Annotated in this window: 14 protein-coding genes and 1 pseudogene; 11 read left to right on the top strand and 4 right to left on the bottom strand. The window is 41.8% G+C overall.

All coding sequences use genetic code 11. From position 1 onward, the window contains the following. Window positions 1-96: 96 nt before the first annotated feature. From G9Q97_RS24005 to G9Q97_RS23990, 4 genes are all read left to right on the top strand, one after another. On the top strand, window positions 97-900 hold the full coding sequence (locus G9Q97_RS24005; protein ID WP_166151708.1) for an endonuclease/exonuclease/phosphatase family protein: 804 nt from the start codon (window positions 97-99) through the stop codon (window positions 898-900). An 81-nt stretch (window positions 901-981) separates the two neighbouring features. Further along, window positions 982-1,221, top strand: coding sequence for a hypothetical protein (locus G9Q97_RS24000; protein WP_166151707.1), 240 nt, complete (start codon window positions 982-984; stop codon window positions 1,219-1,221). A 48-nt stretch (window positions 1,222-1,269) separates the two neighbouring features. Further along, the gene (locus G9Q97_RS23995) at window positions 1,270-2,229 is read left to right on the top strand and encodes a nitrilase family protein (protein WP_166151706.1); all 960 of its coding nucleotides are present in this window, start codon (window positions 1,270-1,272) and stop codon (window positions 2,227-2,229) included. A 4-nt stretch (window positions 2,230-2,233) separates the two neighbouring features. Next, window positions 2,234-2,656 carry an NUDIX hydrolase gene (locus G9Q97_RS23990; RefSeq protein WP_166151705.1) on the top strand — a complete coding sequence of 141 codons (423 nt, stop codon included), beginning with the start codon at window positions 2,234-2,236 and terminating at the stop codon, window positions 2,654-2,656. 11 nt (window positions 2,657-2,667) lie between these two features. On the opposite strand, the gene rocF is transcribed toward G9Q97_RS23990, so the two are convergent. Next, window positions 2,668-3,618: an arginase gene (gene rocF, locus G9Q97_RS23985; protein WP_166151704.1), complete on the bottom strand. Its 951-nt coding sequence runs from the start codon at window positions 3,616-3,618 to the stop codon at window positions 2,668-2,670. Between the two features lie 217 nt (window positions 3,619-3,835). On the opposite strand from rocF, the gene G9Q97_RS23980 reads away from it, so the two are divergent. From G9Q97_RS23980 to G9Q97_RS23975, 3 genes and pseudogenes are all read left to right on the top strand, one after another. Next, on the top strand, window positions 3,836-5,170 hold the full coding sequence (locus G9Q97_RS23980) for an aminotransferase class V-fold PLP-dependent enzyme (protein WP_166151703.1): 1,335 nt from the start codon (window positions 3,836-3,838) through the stop codon (window positions 5,168-5,170). Next, window positions 5,170-5,337 (top strand): annotated as a pseudogene (locus G9Q97_RS25430) (NAD(P)-binding protein); the annotation flags it as partial. The gene G9Q97_RS23980 and the pseudogene G9Q97_RS25430, both read left to right, overlap by 1 nt. 273 nt (window positions 5,338-5,610) lie before the next feature. Then, on the top strand, window positions 5,611-7,485 hold the full coding sequence (locus G9Q97_RS23975; RefSeq protein ID WP_166151701.1) for a tetratricopeptide repeat-containing sensor histidine kinase: 1,875 nt from the start codon (window positions 5,611-5,613) through the stop codon (window positions 7,483-7,485). A 184-nt stretch (window positions 7,486-7,669) separates the two neighbouring features. Here G9Q97_RS23975 and G9Q97_RS23970 read toward each other — a convergent pair whose 3' ends face one another. Genes G9Q97_RS23970 through G9Q97_RS23960 form a run of 3 tightly spaced genes read right to left on the bottom strand, consistent with a single transcriptional unit; the run spans window position 7,670 to window position 12,697 of the window. Continuing rightward, the gene (locus G9Q97_RS23970; protein WP_166151699.1) at window positions 7,670-8,971 is read right to left on the bottom strand and encodes an acetyl-CoA hydrolase/transferase family protein; all 1,302 of its coding nucleotides are present in this window, start codon (window positions 8,969-8,971) and stop codon (window positions 7,670-7,672) included. Beyond that, window positions 8,961-11,621, bottom strand: coding sequence for a cation-translocating P-type ATPase (locus G9Q97_RS23965; protein WP_166151697.1), 2,661 nt, complete (start codon window positions 11,619-11,621; stop codon window positions 8,961-8,963). Before G9Q97_RS23965 ends, G9Q97_RS23970 begins: the two co-directional genes overlap by 11 nt. Continuing rightward, window positions 11,618-12,697: a site-2 protease family protein gene (locus tag G9Q97_RS23960; RefSeq protein ID WP_166151695.1), complete on the bottom strand. Its 1,080-nt coding sequence runs from the start codon at window positions 12,695-12,697 to the stop codon at window positions 11,618-11,620. The genes G9Q97_RS23965 and G9Q97_RS23960 overlap by 4 nt, the downstream gene beginning before the upstream one ends. Window positions 12,698-12,942: 245 nt before the next feature. On the opposite strand from G9Q97_RS23960, the gene G9Q97_RS23955 reads away from it, so the two are divergent. From G9Q97_RS23955 to G9Q97_RS23940, 4 genes are read left to right on the top strand one after another with little or no spacing between them, the layout of a single operon-like run. Then, a complete protein-coding gene (locus tag G9Q97_RS23955; protein WP_166151693.1) occupies window positions 12,943-13,359 on the top strand; it encodes an OsmC family protein in 417 nt (138 codons plus the stop codon). After that, window positions 13,356-13,595, top strand: a complete 240-nt coding sequence (locus G9Q97_RS23950; protein ID WP_166151691.1) for a hypothetical protein — start codon at window positions 13,356-13,358, stop codon at window positions 13,593-13,595. The genes G9Q97_RS23955 and G9Q97_RS23950 overlap by 4 nt, the downstream gene beginning before the upstream one ends. Before the next feature lie 26 nt (window positions 13,596-13,621). Then, the gene (locus G9Q97_RS23945) at window positions 13,622-14,623 is read left to right on the top strand and encodes a cache domain-containing protein (protein ID WP_166151689.1); all 1,002 of its coding nucleotides are present in this window, start codon (window positions 13,622-13,624) and stop codon (window positions 14,621-14,623) included. Continuing rightward, window positions 14,616-17,504 (top strand): PAS domain-containing hybrid sensor histidine kinase/response regulator, encoded by a 2,889-nt coding sequence (locus G9Q97_RS23940; RefSeq protein WP_166151687.1) that lies wholly within the window; start codon window positions 14,616-14,618, stop codon window positions 17,502-17,504. The genes G9Q97_RS23945 and G9Q97_RS23940 overlap by 8 nt, the downstream gene beginning before the upstream one ends. Window positions 17,505-17,576: the final 72 nt, after the last annotated feature.

Genomic DNA, 17,576 nt, shown 5'->3' with positions numbered 1-17,576 from the left:
TTATATTAGGAAGTAAATTGAAAGCTAAACAAAAACTATATTTTAAAACCGATTTCCTATCTTTAAATTTTATTAAATATCTGAACCCTTTATCCTATGAAAATTATCTTTTTTGTCTCCTGTCATTTTCTGTTTTGCCTGTTGTTTGGCCTCTCAATCTTGGGGCTTTCTACTCCCGTTTTTGGCCAAAGTGGAGTGAAAGTTTTGGCTTATAATATTCACCATGCCAACCCACCATCTATTCCGGATTCTATAGATCTACCGGCCATAGCCAAAGTAATCAAAAATAGTGGGGCCGATTTGGTGGCCTTGCAAGAGGTGGATGTGTATACCCAACGCTCAGGTTCAGGGCTGCACCAGGCCAAAATGCTTGCCGAAATGACCGGGATGTATTTTTATTTTGAAAGATCTATTTCCTTCCAGGGAGGTGAATATGGAAATGCCATTCTGTCCCGGTTTCCCATCGAGGAAAAAGAAAAATTACAATTGTCCTCAGCAGAGAATACTGAACCCAGGGCTATGCTTGTAGTGCTGGTTACCTTACCTGACGGAGAGAAACTAAAATTTGCCTCTACCCACCTTGATTTTAGCAGCAATACCAATGCGGCCAACCAGGCAAGGGATATTACCGCTTATTTTGAGAAGGAAACCTTGCCGCTGATCATGGCCGGAGATTTCAATGCCGTAATAGGATCTGAGGCCATTGATCAATTGGACCGTCATTTTACCAGGACTTGTCAGGAAGATTGCCCACCTACCATTCCAGTGATAGATCCCAAAAAGGCCATAGATTTTATATTTTACAGACCAGACACTGAGATTTCGGTAAAGGACCACCGGGTGATCCATGAAACCTATGCCTCAGATCATTTGCCAGTGATCGCTACCCTGGTTTGGTAAAAAAGAATATTTCCTACTGAATTATTGTTATTTGAAGGATGAACATTAAATTGTTACATCAAATCAAACAATACGTACGTCATGTTGATTCGCCTGATAATTACAATTATCGGATTTTTTTCCTGTTCCATTGCACCGATGGAAGTAATGGATTCTGATCCGGATTTCAAGGTATTGTATTATAACAGCCAAGAGCTCATCAAACGAAAAACCGCCCTGACAAAAGCAAGAGGATTGGGAGGGGTAATGGTCTGGCATGTTCAGGCAGACAGTCCGGATGAATTTTCCTTGTTGGCCGCTATAAAAGAAGAATTGCAATAATAGCCCGGGGGCAATATTTTGCCCGATAAATTTCATTGGATTTTGATTATGGAAGAGTTAACAGTAGCAACTGCACAATTTGAACACAGAAGTGGGGATAAAGCGTATAATCTGGAGATTATTGAAAGTATAAGCCAAAAGGCTGCCAGTCAGGGGGCAAAGGTGATTGCTTTTCATGAATGTTCTATCACAGGATACACATTTGCCCGCAAATTAAATCGTGAACAGATGTTGGGTTTGGCTGAATTTGTACCAAATGGCCCCAGCGTTGAACGGCTTATCCAAATAGCCCGGCGGCATGAAATAACCATTTTGGCAGGGCTTTTTGAAAAGGATAAAGAGGAGCGCATGTACAAATGCTATGTCTGTGTGGATGGAGAAGGGCTGAAAGCCAGGCACCACAAGCTGCACCCTTTTATCAATCCCCACCTCAGCCCGGGATCTTCATATACTGTTTTTGATATACATGGCTGGAATTGTGGTATACTGATTTGCTATGACAACAACATTATAGAAAATGTAAGAGCTACCAGCTTATTGGGGGCAGATGTGATTTTCATGCCGCATGTAACCATGTGTACCCCTTCTTCCAGGCCTGGGGCGGGATTTGTGGATCCCCTCCTTTGGGATAACAGGCACAAAGACCCAACTTCACTGAGGATTGAATTTGATGGAATGAAGGGCCGCCAATGGCTCATGAAATGGCTCCCGGCCAGGGCCTATGATAATGCCATATATGCTGTTTTTTCCAATCCAATTGGCATGGATGATGATCAGTTGAAAAATGGGTGTTCGATGGTGATTGACCCTTTTGGAGATATCATCACAGAATGCCGGAAATTGGATGATGATTTTGCCCTTGCTACCCTAAACCCGGAAAAGCTAAAGCAGGCGGGTGGGTTTAGGTACAAGAATGCACGCAGACCGGAACTTTACCGGGATATCCTGGGTCGTGAACATGTGCCTGTCCAGAAAGTTGCCTGGCTCTCAAACCAGAAAAATAACTGAATTCATGGAATTGGAAATACCGGAATGTTTTTACCGGATAAGTGTAAAAGCACTCATTCTGGATGAGAACCATCGTTTTCTTTTGGTCAAAGAGGACAATGGCATATGGGAGCTGCCCGGTGGAGGACTAGACCATGGAGAATCTGCTCAGGAGGGAATCAAAAGGGAGATATGGGAAGAAATGCAACTCAAAACAAGTGCTATTGCCGATCAACCTTGTTTTTTTTTCACGGTAAAAAACCATAAAGGGGTTTATATTGCCAATGTCATATACCTTACGGAACTGGAACACCTGCGCTTTGTCCCTTCACCTGAATGTTGTGAAGTCCGTTTTTTTTCTGCCATTGAAGTGCTCGAGGAAACCAACATGTATCCTAATGTTACAGCATTCGCCAGAATGTTTATGGAAAAGCATCCGGGATTATAAATTTTGGCAACTTAGAAGTTTTGTACCAGGGACCTGGTGGTAGATTCCAATATCTCAAAGGCATTTTCAGCCATGGCATTTTCTGTATCCAGCGTAGGATTAACCTCTACAATTTCCCAGGCACACACCCTTTTATCCTTGATCAATGCTTCATTGAGTTGCACAGCTTCAGATAAAGTCAATCCGTCGGGCACGGGGGTGCCGGTTCCTTTCGAAATAGAAGTGTCCAGGCTGTCTACATCAAAGGAAATGTAAATTTGATCGCAGGCTTTCAGCCTATCCAAAACTTTGGATGCTGCAGAAGGGATGCCGGAAGTGCGCAATTCTGCCACGGAAATGTTGGTGATTCCGTACTTTTCTATCAGGTAGTTTTCCGGATATTCAGTATCCCTTACGCCGATAAATACGATGTCTTCGGGTGAAATTTTTGGTTTTTCTCCGCCTATGTTTTTGAGTTTATCCCAATAGGCTACAGTTCCCGGAAGGGGGTCGTTTAGTTTTTGTTCCAGATTATCAATTCCCAGGCACATGGCCAATGGCATGCCGTGCATGTTTCCGGAAGGGCTTGTGAAAGGTGAATGCAAGTCTGCATGTGCGTCTATCCATATTACTCCAAGTTTTCTTTCGGGATGGGCAGCTTTAATACCCATTATCGTGCCTGCAGCGGTGGAATGATCTCCGGCAAGGACAATCGGAAATTTTCTTTTTTCTCGCAAGTCCCGGATGGTGGTGTAGACATTATGAATTACCTCATAAACTCCATCGATATGTTTTGCATAGGGATGTTCATTGCCCCGCCAAAGGTAATCATTGGCATCTTTTACATTGACAGGATCGAATTTGGTGAAAAAGTCGGATTTCTTATCCAGGCTGGCTACTTTTAGGGCATCAATTCCCATGCTGGCCCCCCTGGTTCCAGCGGCTAATTCCGATCTGACTTCCACCAATTTGATGTCTCTCATCCTCTTATTGTTTGAATCCCCAAAATTCCGATAAATTGACACCAGAAGCAAATTTTTTCTCAGGATGAAGCAGGAGGCGTAAAAGCAGCCAATCAGAAAAAATCGATAAATTTGATTATTTTCGCAAAAGTCGATGTCGACTTCTTAATAAAACCAGGCAGCTTACTGCCTTTAATTTTCATTTATTAACATCAACCACTAACTAAAATCTCTGAAAATGAAACCTGTAACCAATAGAAGAGAATTCTTCAGAAAAGCAGCGGTTCTTACCGGAGCCTTTTCCGTCAATAGCCTGTATCAGCAGGTGTTTGCTGCAGATTTAGCGGCAAAAAGCCAACTATACAAGGATGTGTCTCCGGAAAGAATGGCAGAGAATGAGGATTTTTGGGCCTTCATCCAACAAGGCTATCCAGCCAGCTCATCTCCGGTTCTGAACCTGAACAATGGAGGTGTTTCTCCTAGTCCCCAGCTGGTTTTGGATGCGGTGGAGCGGTATAACCAAATGTCCAATCAAGCTCCATCCTATTATATGTGGAGAATCCTTGACCAGGGAAGGGAACCTTTGAGAGAAAAACTGGCACTACTAGCTGGTTGTGATCCGGAGGAATTGGCCATCAACCGCAATGCAACAGAGGCCTTGAACACCATTATTTATGGCTTGGACCTCGAAAAGGGTGATGAAGTTATAGGATGCAAGCAAGATTATCCCAACATGATGCAGGCCTGGAGCCAAAGGGAGCAAAGAGAAGGGATAGTATACAAACAGATTTCTTTTGATTTTCCTGTAGAGGACGATGAATCAATCGTTGATGCCTACCGGAAGGCCATTAGCCCCAGGACCAAAATCATCCATGTCACTCATGTAATCAACTGGGTGGGGCAGATCATGCCTGTAAAGAAAATTTGTCAAATGGCACATGATAGAGGTCTGGAGGTGATTGTAGACGGTGCCCATTCATTTGGGTTGTTGGACTTTACTATTCCCGATCTGGAAGCGGATTATTTCGGTACCAGCTTGCACAAATACCTTTCGGCTCCAATAGGGACAGGCATGCTTTGGATTAAAAAAGACAAAATTTCCAAAGTTTGGCCATTGCTTTGTAACGGTGATCCCAGGAGTGCTGATATCCGGAAATTTGAAACGCTGGGGACCCGAAGTTTTCCTTTGGAACAAGGCATAGGAGAAGCCTTGAATTTTCACAATGGGATTGGTGCCAAAAGAAAAGAGGAAAGGGTTCGGTATTTAAAAAATTACTGGGCAGAAAAGGCCCTTACCATTCCCGGTGTGAAAATTCATACTTCTCTCAAAGCGGCCTATAGTTGCGCCATTGCAGGAGTATCAGTGAGGGGGTTGACACCACAGGAACTGGGACAACAACTACTGAGTAAATATAAAATACATACCACCTCCATAAGTTACGGCAATATCAACTGTGTCCGGGTTTCGCCTCATGTGTATACCCGTACCGCCGATTTGGATAGATTTGTGCTGGCCTTGTCCAGGCTGGCCCCCGACAATGGAAACCAGAATATTGAATCAAAAGGAGCTTAATGCCTGATAAATTTTATGACGCAGTTGTAGTTGGTTCTGGACCTAATGGGCTTGGAGCCGCGATCGTATTGGTCTAACATGGATTAAAAGTTTTATTGATTGAAGGCAAAGACCAGGTGGGAGGGGGGATGCGCACCAGGGAACTGACTTTGCCAGGTTTTCACCATGCCGGCTCTTAGACTTTCTCCTTACAGCACTTCGGCCAAAGGGGTTTATCTGTGTTCCTCTGCAACCCCTCCCGGGGAAGGAATTCACGGTATGTGCGGTTTTCATGCAGCTCATAGGGTGTTGAAAGAGTTATTTTAAAAGCGTTTTTTTGATTACAAAATACTTTTATAATATTAAATTAATTTTATAGAAATTATATTTGTTTAAAATCTTAATTTAGCTATTTTTGTTTGTACATTTTTACTTATTGTATAATTGTCAATATTGATAATATGCCCTTTAAATGCACCATTTTTATTCTTCTTGTAGCGATTTTCTTTTCAGTATCATTGGCCCAGGCCTCGGATAGAATTGACTCATTGCTTGAAAAAGCGAGTGCTTTACAATACGATCAAAAGGAGGAGTCACTGGCCTTGGTGAACCAGGCATTAAGTCTGGGAATAGCTACCAATGATCCCTTGCTTTTGGCCCGGATTCATAACCAGGCAGGAAGGGTTCATTATATTTCAGGAGGCTATAATGAAGCCCTTGAACATTTTGCAGTGGCAAAGAACTTTGGAGATCAGGCAAATGCCATAAAAGAGTCTCTCTATGCAACCAATGGAAGGGCTTTAATCCAAATGGTGGATAAAGAATATGAGGAAGCCATTCAGCTTTTGACAGAATGTTTGGAGGGCAATACCTTGCTCGGAGATAGCTTGGGAGTGGCCAAAAATCTTTTCAATTTAGGAATTGCCTACGATGAGTTGAGTGATTTAAATCGATCTTTGGACCATTTGGAAAGAGCGATGGTATTTTTGGAGGCAGATAGGAAGTCAGTGCTAAACCTCATGGTAAAAAACAGAATGGCCAGGGTATACCATGAAAGGGGAGATTTGGACCGGGCAGAGGAGTTGTATTTGGAAGTATTGTACGACGATTTGTTACTAACCAACTGGGAGAAGTCATTTGCCCTGACGGGTTTGGCGGCAATTCACTTTGACAAAGGGGATATAGAACATGCCCTGGATCTGGGTAAACAGGCTTTGGAGATTGCAGAAGCCCATGGGGCACATTGGGATTTGCAACAAATCACGGGATTGCTAAGCCGGATTTACAGTGAACTGGCTATTTTTGATAAAGCCTTTTATCATTTGCAGGCGCATAAAGCCTACAGCGATAGCCTATATAATGCCGCCAAGAACCGGCAAATGGCCAGGCTTCAGCTAAACCTGACCCAGACAGATAATCAGCGACTGAGAGCAGAAAAGGAAAGGGACAACACCTTGATACAACAGCACTACAAACTGATGGGTTTTTTGGTGGTCTTAGTTGTGTTGCTGGCTGGTATGCTTTATTTTTTCTCAAAGCATTTGCGGTTAAAAGAACATTTCAACCGCTCTTTGGAGAAGAAAAATAATGCTATCAGACAGCAAAAGGATTTGATAACACAACAAAATCAATCTTTAAAGGAGTTAAATCAGGTAAGGACAAGGTTATTGTCCATTATATCCCATGACTTGAGGTCACCTATTAACGCCATCAAGCAACTTCTTGACATGAAGGGAAAAGGATATTTTAGCGAAAAGGAAGAGCAGGATGTTTTTGCGCTTTTATCCGGACAGGTTCAAAATACGGAAGGTTTGTTAAATGATTTGCTGGAATGGGCGAATACCCAAATGGACGGCATGGATGCCAAACCTACAGTGGTGGACGTGACAGAGATGGTGGATAGGGTATTGGAGCATTTAAATTTTCAGGTAAGGACCAAATTCCTGGAGATCCGGCACCAGGGAGCCTCAGGCCTGCCTGGTCTTGCTTGGGTGGATAAAAACCACCTTAAAATCATTATCCAAAACCTGATCGGTAATGCGATCAAATTCACTCCGGAATATGGCCGCATAAGTATTTTTTATGAGGAAGATGAACGTTTTGTCTATTGTCACATTAAAGACTCCGGAGTCGGCATAGATGAGGTCCATCAAAACCTGATCAATGGAGAGGATGAAGGCCGTATACCCTCCATGGTGGGAACAGCAAACGAAAAAGGCACTGGTTTAGGTTTGCTTTTGGTCAAGCAATTTCTGACCCTTAATGGTGGCAGGATGGATGTGCAAAGCCTTTCAGGTTTGGGGACGCAATTCACCCTTCAGTTAAAAAAAGCATGAATATCTCATGAAATCTAGCATGATGTAGCGGTCACACACTTGGATGACTAACAACCATGCGAGATTTCCTGTCCGACTGACGTCATCCGGACGAGCATGTGACCATTAAGAAACAATTATAAACACATGAAATCAGCTGTATGATTTTTCTCAATTCACTACAGCTAATTCCATGGTTTGTATTTTATTGGAGAGGGTAGGTGAAATTCCCAAACCTTTCAAAGATGGCTTTGTCCAATTCTTCCTGGTGTTCCGGAGCGGCGATTTTTTTAAGTTCGTAGGCCCGCTGCCGCAGGTTTTTGCCATAAAGGTAAGCAGCACCAAATTCTGTGACCACGTAGTGCATGTGGGCCCTGGTGGTTACCACTCCGGCACCTTCTTTTAGAAAGGGAACGATTTTTGATTTTCCTTTTTTGGTACTGGCCCTCAGTGCCATAATGGGTTTGCCATCTTCTGAAAGGGCTGCACCTCTCATAAAATCCATTTGTCCACCCACTCCGGAATAGTGGTAACTCCCTATGGAGTCTGCGCAGACCTGGCCCGTGAGGTCAATCTCTACACATGAATTTATAGATATGACTTTGGGGTTTTTTCTGATTACGGCCGTATCATTGACATAGGCCGCCTCATGAAAAGAAAAAGCCGGGTTATCATGAATACTGTCATAGACCTTTTGGGTGCCGATGACAAAAGAGGAAACCACTTTTCCGGGATGTTTCTTTTTAAAACGGTTGGTTATCGCTCCGCTTTCAAACAGATCTATAACTCCGTCAGAAAACATTTCGGTGTGTATACCCAGGTCCTTGTGTTGTCCAAGGGATTTTAAAACGGCATCAGGAATACCCCCGATACCCAATTGCAGGGTGGAGCCGTCATCAATCATTTCTGCTATGTAGTTGCCTATTTTATAATCTGCCTCATTGAGTTTAGCGGAATAATCCACCTGGGGAAGGGGCTCATTTACTTCTATCGCCACATCTATATTATTTACGTGGATCTGGCCATCTCCCAATGTTCTGGGCATCTGATGGTTGACCTGTGCTATAATATAACGGGCAGTATCTACTGCGGGCCTGGCCACATCTACCGAAGTGCCAAGGGAGCAATATCCATGATTATCCGGAGGAGATACTTGAACCATGGCTACATCGATAGGTAATATCTGCTTTCTGAAGAGGCGGCCTATTTCACTCAAAAAAATGGGAACATAACCACCTTGCTCGCTGTTCACCGCTTTTCTTACGTTTTCAGAAACAAAAAGAGAATTGATAAAAAAGCTTCCTTTACAAGATTCAGTGGCCAGGGGCATTTCACCTAAAGTGGTGATGGACACAATTTCAACATCTTTTAATTCCTCTTTTCTTTTGGCCAGGGCTTGTAATAATACAGTAGGGGTGGCGGCACTTCCATGCACAAATACCCTTTGGTGACTTTTAATATTTTTTACTGCCTCATCCGGACTTGCTGTATTTAATTTAAATTTCATTTTTAATAAATATAAGTTTATATAATTCATTGATCCACAACACAAAGGAGGATAAGAAGACCCAACTTAACAATTCCAAAAAGGAAATACTTTGGAATTCAAAAAGACCCGCAAAATAAGGAACTTCGATAATCAGCACCTGTATGGATATCGAAATGAGTAAAGCATAATTTACCCATTTATTAGAGAATAATCCAACTTTAAAGGCAGAACCTTTTAGGTTTCGCATATTGAATACATTGAAAAGTTGGGTAAATGCCAAGATGATAAAAACAATCGTTCTTGCTTTATCAAGGCCCTGAGGCAAATAAACCATAAAACCGATAAGGGCCAGGCCTGTCATAAAAATGGTATTGAGAATCAAGGAAGGAAGAACTTCTTTATTGATGATATTCTCTTTGGGGTTCACAGGCGGCTTTTTCAATTCATTTCCCACACCTGCTTCAGTGGCAAGTGCCTTATCACAAAACCCATCTGTGACCAGATTGATCCAAAGGATTTGAGTAGCAGTAAGGGGCAGGGGATATCCCGCTCCAATGGCGACTATTAGCGTAAGAATTTCTGCCAGGTTGGTTGTGACCAGAAAAAAACTTGTTCTTCTGGCATTGTTAAAAACAATTCTCCCTTGTTCTACAGCTTTGACAATGGTAGCGAAATTGTCGTCTGCCAAGACCACCAATGAGGCCTCCCTGGCTACATCTGTGCCCATGATTCCCATGGACACGCCCACATTGGCCTGTTTTAATGCGGGAGCGTCATTAACCCCATCTCCGGTCATGGCTACCAATTCACCCTGATCTTGCAGGGATTTTGCAATCCGGAGTTTCATTAATGGGCTAAGGCGTGAAAAAATATCTACTTCTTGTATGGCCTTGTCAAAATCCTTTCCTTTTAGTTGCAACAGGTCTGCTTCTGAGAGCACCTGCTCCCTCCCTGGTAAAACAATACCCACTTCTTTTCCTATGGCCAATGCAGTCTGGGCATGGTCTCCAGTAGCCATAATCACCCTGATTCCTGCTTCGTGACAGGCCTTTACTGCTTCAGGTACTTCCGGGCGTGGTGGGTCAATCATGGCAGCAAGTCCACAAAAGATCATTTCACCTTCTTCTTCTTCTTCTTCAGCCCTATTTTCATTTAGAGGTTTAAATGCCAAACCCAAAACCCTATAGCTTTTTTTTGACCAATCATCCAGTTTTTTGTGGCTTAATGCCAATTCATTTGCATCAAGTGGATGATAACTTTCCTTACCCATGAATCGGGTTGATTTTAGCAGAATAATCTCGGGTGCGCCAATAAAAAGCTTAAAAAGACCACCGGGTTTTTCAATTATGGAAGACCGGTATTTTAATTTAGAACTGAAGGGGAAATCTTCCAGGATAGGCAGTTTTTTTTCTACACCAGCTTTTTTGGCCAGCACAGCAAATGCAGCCTCTGTTGGGTCTCCTGAAATTTGATATTTGCCGGTATCACTGAGGGAAACGGTAGCATTATTGCAGTGGGCAGCTATCTCCAACAATTGATCCATAGCGGCTATATCCTCCAAACTACCAGTAATTTCCCCTTTGTGCTCCCAACCTTCGCCCGAAACAGAAACCTCAGCCCCTCCGATTTGCCAAAGGGTGTTGATGGTCATGGTGTTTTGGGTCAAGGTGCCTGTTTTATCTGTGACAATAGTACTTACTGTACCCAAGCTTTCTGTTGCTGAAATTTCCCGGATAATGGCATTTTTTTTGGACATTCTGTAAGAACCGATGGCCAGTACAATCGAAAGGACGGCAGGTAATCCCTCAGGAATAGCTGATACCAATGCTGCTATGGATATTAGTAACAGCTCATTTACAGGGATTTCCTGAAAAAAGTATCCGGCAAAAAATAAGATAAGTGAGCTTATAATTGCCAAGATGGCCATCTGTTTGGCCAGCATGTCGGATTTTTTCTTAAAATTTGAATCTTTGGGAGGGATGGTGTAAATGCTGTCTGCAATCAGGCCAAGCTGGGTTTTTAGTCCTGTAGCCGTAACCCAGGCAAGCGTTTCACCACTGGTAAGAAAGGTGCCTTTCCAGACCATGTTTTTTCGGTCGGCTACAAGGCTTGCCTCCGGCCCCGGGTTGGCATCTTTTTCTACCGGAACAGCTTCCCCTGTCAGGGAGGCCTCCATGGCCTGGGCATCATGGGTTTGGAAGATTACACCATCAGCCGGTATCAAGTCACCCGCTGATAAACTCATCAAATCCCCAGGGACGAGTTCTTTTGAAGGGATGGTCGATAATTTTCCTTCCCGGATGACTTTGCATTGCGGAACCATAAAACCTTTTAGGGACTGCATGGCATTTTCCGCTTTATATTCCTGAATAAAACCTATGGCAATGTTAATACCTACGATCACAAGGATTACAATCACATCTACCTGATGTCCGGTCAAAAAGGAAATAAAGGCAGCCACCAACAGGATATACACCATGATGTTTTGAAACTGTTTAAATAAAATGCTCCAGAGGGATTTTTTGCTCCTGTCGGGGATTTCATTTAGTCCAAATTGGCGTTTTCTTTGTTCTGCCGAAGCCTGGGATATTCCGGACTCAGAGGTTTCCAGGGCTTTTTTTATTTCTACATGATGGATGCTATGTGGGTGATCAGGTATTTGGATCATCGGGTGATGGCATTTTTTACCATGATAAATTCGGAAATATTTTCCTGATCCAGTATACCTATGAAATGTTGTGCCTCGTAAACCAATGCGACTTTTTTGTTTTCAGCGGCCATTTTCTTTAATGCTTCCTCAAGAGGCAAAGTTATTTCAAGCTTCAGGGGATTTATGTCAGTGACTTTTTCAATGGATATCTGCGCACTTTGGTCTTGAAGGCCCTGTACGATACCCTCACGGCTAAGGATGCCTACTGGGGAGTCTTCCTTCACCACAACAAAATGGGTTGCCTGACCATCCAAAAGCTTGTCAACGGCCTTCTGCAGGGGTGAATTATATGCCAAAACCGGGAATTTGCTCATCAGCGCATCCCCAACAATAAATCCCTCCAGAAAGGAATGTTGTTTGGTTTGATTGACTTCGGCCTGGGCTCCAAGAAAAATAAAGATGCCGATCAAGACCAAAAGCGGATTGTTAAAAAGCCCGAAAAACACAAATAGGATGGCCATGATCTGACCGGTGCCTCCTGCTATTTCTGTAGCTTTTACCCTGGGCATTTTGAAAGATAGCAAAGCCCTTAATACCCTGCCACCATCCATAGGAAAGGCGGGCAGCAGGTTGAAAACTGCCAGGAAAAAATTGGCCGAAGCCAGAAAAAGCCATATACTTGAACCATTCAGCTTTGGTGCTTCCAACAAATTAAAGTCAAAACCGGTAAAAAATAAAATGACGGATAAGAGTAAAAATAATACCAGGTTTACCAGCGGTCCTGCCAGAGCTACCTTAAGTTCCTCCTTTGGATCCTCCGGTAATTTTTCCAATCTCGCCAGCCCGCCAATTGGCAGCAAAATAATATCCCGGGTTTGGATACCATATTTTTGAGCCGTGAGTGCATGACCAAACTCATGTAAAATCACACATAAAAAAATCAAAATAACAAATAAAATTGTCCATCCTGTGTCTAAGATTGGCGTTCCGGAGCGGGTGTTGGCTATAATAATCCATAATATAAGTAGCGAAAAGGTCCAGTGGATGAATACTTTGATGCCACTATATTTGCCTAAATAAAGAGAGAATTTCATTTTTATACTTCTGGTTTACAAATGGTAAAGATCAGTCAATGGTTTGTGTAAAAATAGGATATTGCTCATGTTTTCCAAGTTATACCGGTCGAATTGATACCTGCGTTTATCAGCCAAAGTCTTAGTAAAGACAGTAAGGTAATGCGTTCTGTTTTTTTCCTTTTCAATTCTTATCTTTGCAAAAGATCAAGTTTTGGCCATAAATTGGTGTCAAACAATCAATTTATGTTATCTTAAAGTTAATCATGAATAAAAAAACAATCACCTTAAAAATGATTGCTGACCATGAATACGAGTCAGTAAATGCCACTGGGAATAAGGTCCATATTGACATGTATGCCGGAGAGGATAAAAAGTACCAGTCACCCATGGAACTTCTGCTTTCCGGGTTGGCAGGGTGTTCAGCTGTTGATACCGTCCTGATGATGAAAAAAAAGCGAAAGCAGGTAACTGATTTTAAAATTGAGGCAGAGGGGATCAGGAATGATGGTGTCCCTTCTTTTTATACTTCAATCCACCTGTTATTTGTCCTGACCTCTCCAGACGCCACCCAAGCCGAATTCGAAAAAGTGGTCAGGCTTGCTGTTGATAAATATTGTTCTGTTGCTTCATCTCTCAAGTCGGAGATCGTTTATACCGCAAAAGTAATAAGGCCGGAATGAGGGTAGTTCGAGAAATCAGCAAAGAGGGTATTAGGATCAGTCTTTTTGATTGGAACAATAAGTACCTGCTTAAATTTGACTCCGGTATGGTAGAGCAAACTTTTAAAGTCCCTGCCATGGATGTGTTGGATGAGAAGGATCTTGATCAGCTATTGGAAGGGAGTTTTTTTGATAAAGTCAAAGAAAGATTCGATGAAATGCGACAATCTCTTCATATTGCTATGGAAAATATTTAAATTTGAATATATTTAAATATTCAAAGATGAAATATTTATTTTTTACACCCATTTTGGTTTTATTGATTTCTTCTGCCTGTCAATCGGATAGAAAGATGGAGAGTGAAGACCATTTTTTGCTTTTAGATACCTTGATTCATAAAGCAGAAGCGGACTTACTACCACTGGAGGAAGATATATCTCAATTAGCTGTTTTTTCATCGGGATTGTTCGAAAAATCCGATAGCCTTGCAGCACTTGTCAATGCTGATAAATTCCAGACCGATGGAAATGGTTTTTTTTACAGCAGGAATAATGAAGGAGAAGGGAGCACCGTTTTTATATCCTTGTTGGCTGAAAACAAAAACCGTTCTGTGAGGGAGGTTTTTGCTACGGAATTAATGGATGAGGAATTCCGGAAAATCACTGAAAACAGGCCGATGGTCAGTCAGGTTTACTTCAATTCGTCCAGTAATTTTAGCAGGTTATATCCTCCTTATGACTTGTTAAATTCCATTGAGCCTGATATTGATATCACAGCTTTCAATTTTTTTTACCTTGCAGATGAAGACAGAAATCCTAACAGGGAATCTGTCTGGGTAGAGGAGGTTTATATTGACCCGGTAGGCAGAGGTTGGATTTTATCCCTGATTCATCCGGTATATCATAAAAATGAATTGAAAGGGGTGTTGGGCTTTGACATTACCTTATCGGACCTTATGGATTCATTTCTGGATAAATATGATAAAAAGCTCATGTTGATCGACAACCAGGGTACCGTTGTAGCGGGTAAGGCAGCGGCAATCGAAGCTTTAAGTTTGCCTCCTTTGAAGAACCACGCTTACATTCAAACCATTCATTCAGATAGCTTTAGGAGAGAGGATTTTAACCTTTTTAAAAGCAAAAGCAAAGAAGTCAGGAGAATGGCATCCAAATTTTTACTTGAGAAAGAAAGTATTCACAGTTTTGAAATGGCGGGAAGGCGTTTTATGACCTATTGCAGGAAGATGAATATTATGGACTGGTACTTATTGGATATCCATGACTAGGAAGACAGAAAGCAAATTGGATAAATGCCAAACGGAGACCAGGAAGTTTTGGTGGCTTATTGGTCTGAGTATAGTGGCGATTTTATTTACAGTCATGCTGGCATTTTTCTTTTACCGCTCCTTGTCGGAAAACCTGATTGAAAACAGGAAGGTTTTTTTAAGTAGGCAGGTAGAACTTGCTGCCAATGAAGCCCAAAGAAATTTCAATAACCTGAATGAAGACCTTATTTTTTACGCCAATAATCAGGAAAAACCATTGAATTATAATCCGTCCCTTGATGAAAATCCGGTTGATGAAACAAGGGTACGTAGACTTTTAAACAATTACATCAACCTTATTGATACTTTAATCATAGAGAAGGGGGAATTTAGAAAAAAATACCATGTATCCGACGCCAATTATTTTTCAGTCGTTCAATCCTCAATAGCAATAGGTAAAGAAACCTGCCAGCATTGCTTCAGAATTAAGTCAAGCAGGGGAAATGTGACTATACTGGTAAAGCTTAGCCTGGAAAAATACTTTATCAATCACCTCGCCAATTACTATTTAGGGGCTGATACCCATAAACTCATTTTTATGGACGGGGTGTTTTTTAATCTGGCGGAGAATGAGGTTAGGGAGCTGGTTTTACTTGATGAACCGCTTCAGGGTGTCATCAACAGGGAAATTGAAGGAGGCCTGAGAGGTGAATATGAGGGCTGGGTAAAATATGATGAAGTTGAGGATAAAAGAATAAATTTAATCATACAATATCCCTTTTCCCTTATTAATTTAGATACTTCTTTGGCTTTCGTTTTTTCTCAGGATAAGGCTACTATTGTATCCGGGATTTTTGGAACTTACTTTTACTTTTTTCTTTCGCTTTTTGCTTTGCTTTTATTGTTCGTATTCTTTTTATCGAGGTATTTCCAGGTGACAAGCGAAAACAACCAATTATTAGAAAAGAAATCTAAGGATTTGGATAATCTTTTAAAGCAACAAACTATATTATTGCAGCAGTCCAAGGGATTTATTTATTATCATGATGAAAAATTGATCCCTTATCAGGTGAGTGACAATGTGAAGGAGGTCTTGGGTTACACCCCTCAGGAGTTTTTAGCACTTAGCCCTTTTCATTTGATGGAGGAAGATGCAGACGCCTTTTTGCTTACGAAAAACAAGGCCATCAAGGAGGAAAAAGATTTTTATTACTTTGAAGCGACCATGACCCGAAATACCGGAAGCCCGGTAAGGGTAAAAATATTTGAGAAATTGATTTACAGTTCGACAGGCCAGTTTTTAGGCGATGTGGGCATATGCTCTGATATTCATGATAAATATATTGCTGATCAGGAATTGATCCGAAGTGAGAATCGGTTGAGATCTGTTTTAAACAGTCTTCCGGATATCATTTTTATTTACAACAATCAGGGCGATTTCCTGGATTATTATGTCCAGAATGATGAATTTTTATTACAGCCTCCTCAAAAATCCCTGGGAAAAAACATCAGTGAAATCCTTTCCGGAGATGCAGGTGATAAGGCCATGAGGGCCTTCAAAAGGGCTGTAATGACCGGGAAAATGCAAACGGAAGAGTTGGATCTGTTGCTGGACATTGGCAGGAGATTTTTTGAGGTCAGGTTTTTTAAACTGGATGAAGGGAGGATGATGTCTGTGGCCAGGGATATTACAGGGCAGAAGCTTTGGGAGAAAGGTTTAAGGGATGCAAAAGAAAAAGCTGAAATTGCCAATAAAGAGAAATCTAATTTTTTGGCCAATATGAGTCATGAAATAAGGACACCGCTAAATGGTTTGCTGGGGATCACCGGTTTGCTGAACAAAACCAAGCTGTCGGAAGAACAAAAAGAATTGCTTTCCATAATTGGTGATTCCGGCGAGTCCCTGCTCCATATTGTCAATGACATTCTGGATTATTCAAAGATTGAAGCGGGTAGGATGGAGCTGTATCCTGTGCTGTTTAATTTGAAACAGGAAATGGAACGGATCATTAATATTTTTTCAGGAATGGTGAAGGAAAAAGCTTTACAAATTCAATTGGAAATAGATGAATCACTGCCAGATGCCATTGTTTTGGATAAGGAAAAATTGGCGCAAATCTTTTTCAATATTATCGGCAATGCCGTAAAGTATTCTCAAAAAAAAGGAAAAATTCACATTTCCCTGAAAGGAGAAAAATTATTTTCCAATAATCTCATTTTATCCTGCGCAGTTCAGGATGATGGAGTGGGAATTGATCAGAAAAAGCTGCCTGAACTCACCAAGCCTTTTACCCAGGTGGGGGCTGCTTCAAACGGAGAGTACCAGGGTACTGGTCTGGGCCTGGCAATAGCCAATAAACTAATTGAATTGATGGGAGGGGCTTTACAAATAGAGAGCGAACTTGGAGTAGGTTCCCTGTTTTCTTTTACCCTTATCTCCCATATCAATGGAGAGGAAAATACCACTTTACATGTAATGTCAGGTACGGAAGAGGTAACCGACTTTGAAACCCTGGCTGAAGACCACCCCTTAAAAATCCTTGTTGTTGAAGATAATGAGATTAATCTCAAGTTTATGATCATGCTTCTGGAGCAAATGGGATATACCCCCGAAGTAGCGATGAATGGGATGGAAGCAGTGAAAATAGTGGAAGGAAAAAAATTCGACCTGATTTTTATGGACAACCAAATGCCAGGCATGAATGGGATGGATGCTACAAAAGTGATCAGAACCCTTCCATATGGGAAATCAGTAAGTATTGTAGGTTTATCTGCCGGTGTTTTTAAAGAAGATGTGGATGAGGCTTTGCGGATAGGGATGACCGACTACCTTACCAAACCGGTAAAAATCCAACAGATTATTGATAAAATCAAGGCTTGTTCACTGGCCATGTCCAGATAGCCTGTATTAAAGCATCAGGTCTTGCCTAAACTTTCGGATAATCCGGTACACGTATGTGGAATTATTCTGCCT

The sequence above is a fragment of the Cyclobacterium plantarum genome (genome assembly GCF_011290685.1).
Lineage (GTDB): Bacteria > Bacteroidota > Bacteroidia > Cytophagales > Cyclobacteriaceae > Cyclobacterium > Cyclobacterium plantarum.
This window is presented reverse-complemented; position numbering and strand designations above follow the sequence as displayed.

Bases quoted from the DNA above. Each gene is read 5' to 3' on its own strand.
- G9Q97_RS23960 (WP_166151695.1), bottom strand. From the start codon at position 12,697: ATGAAATTCTCTCTTTATTTAGGCAAATATAGTGGCATCAAAGTATTC.
- G9Q97_RS23995 (WP_166151706.1), top strand. From the start codon at position 1,270: ATGGAAGAGTTAACAGTAGCAACTGCACAATTTGAACACAGAAGTGGG.
- G9Q97_RS23955 (WP_166151693.1), top strand. From the start codon at position 12,943: ATGAATAAAAAAACAATCACCTTAAAAATGATTGCTGACCATGAATAC.
- G9Q97_RS23990 (WP_166151705.1), top strand. From the start codon at position 2,234: ATGGAATTGGAAATACCGGAATGTTTTTACCGGATAAGTGTAAAAGCA.
- rocF (WP_166151704.1), bottom strand. From the start codon at position 3,618: ATGAGAGACATCAAATTGGTGGAAGTCAGATCGGAATTAGCCGCTGGA.
- G9Q97_RS23950 (WP_166151691.1), top strand. From the start codon at position 13,356: ATGAGGGTAGTTCGAGAAATCAGCAAAGAGGGTATTAGGATCAGTCTT.
- G9Q97_RS23940 (WP_166151687.1), top strand. From the start codon at position 14,616: ATGACTAGGAAGACAGAAAGCAAATTGGATAAATGCCAAACGGAGACC.
- G9Q97_RS23945 (WP_166151689.1), top strand. From the start codon at position 13,622: ATGAAATATTTATTTTTTACACCCATTTTGGTTTTATTGATTTCTTCT.
- G9Q97_RS24005 (WP_166151708.1), top strand. From the start codon at position 97: ATGAAAATTATCTTTTTTGTCTCCTGTCATTTTCTGTTTTGCCTGTTG.
- G9Q97_RS23975 (WP_166151701.1), top strand. From the start codon at position 5,611: ATGCCCTTTAAATGCACCATTTTTATTCTTCTTGTAGCGATTTTCTTT.
- G9Q97_RS23970 (WP_166151699.1), bottom strand. From the start codon at position 8,971: ATGAAATTTAAATTAAATACAGCAAGTCCGGATGAGGCAGTAAAAAAT.
- G9Q97_RS23965 (WP_166151697.1), bottom strand. From the start codon at position 11,621: ATGATCCAAATACCTGATCACCCACATAGCATCCATCATGTAGAAATA.
- G9Q97_RS23980 (WP_166151703.1), top strand. From the start codon at position 3,836: ATGAAACCTGTAACCAATAGAAGAGAATTCTTCAGAAAAGCAGCGGTT.
- G9Q97_RS24000 (WP_166151707.1), top strand. From the start codon at position 982: ATGTTGATTCGCCTGATAATTACAATTATCGGATTTTTTTCCTGTTCC.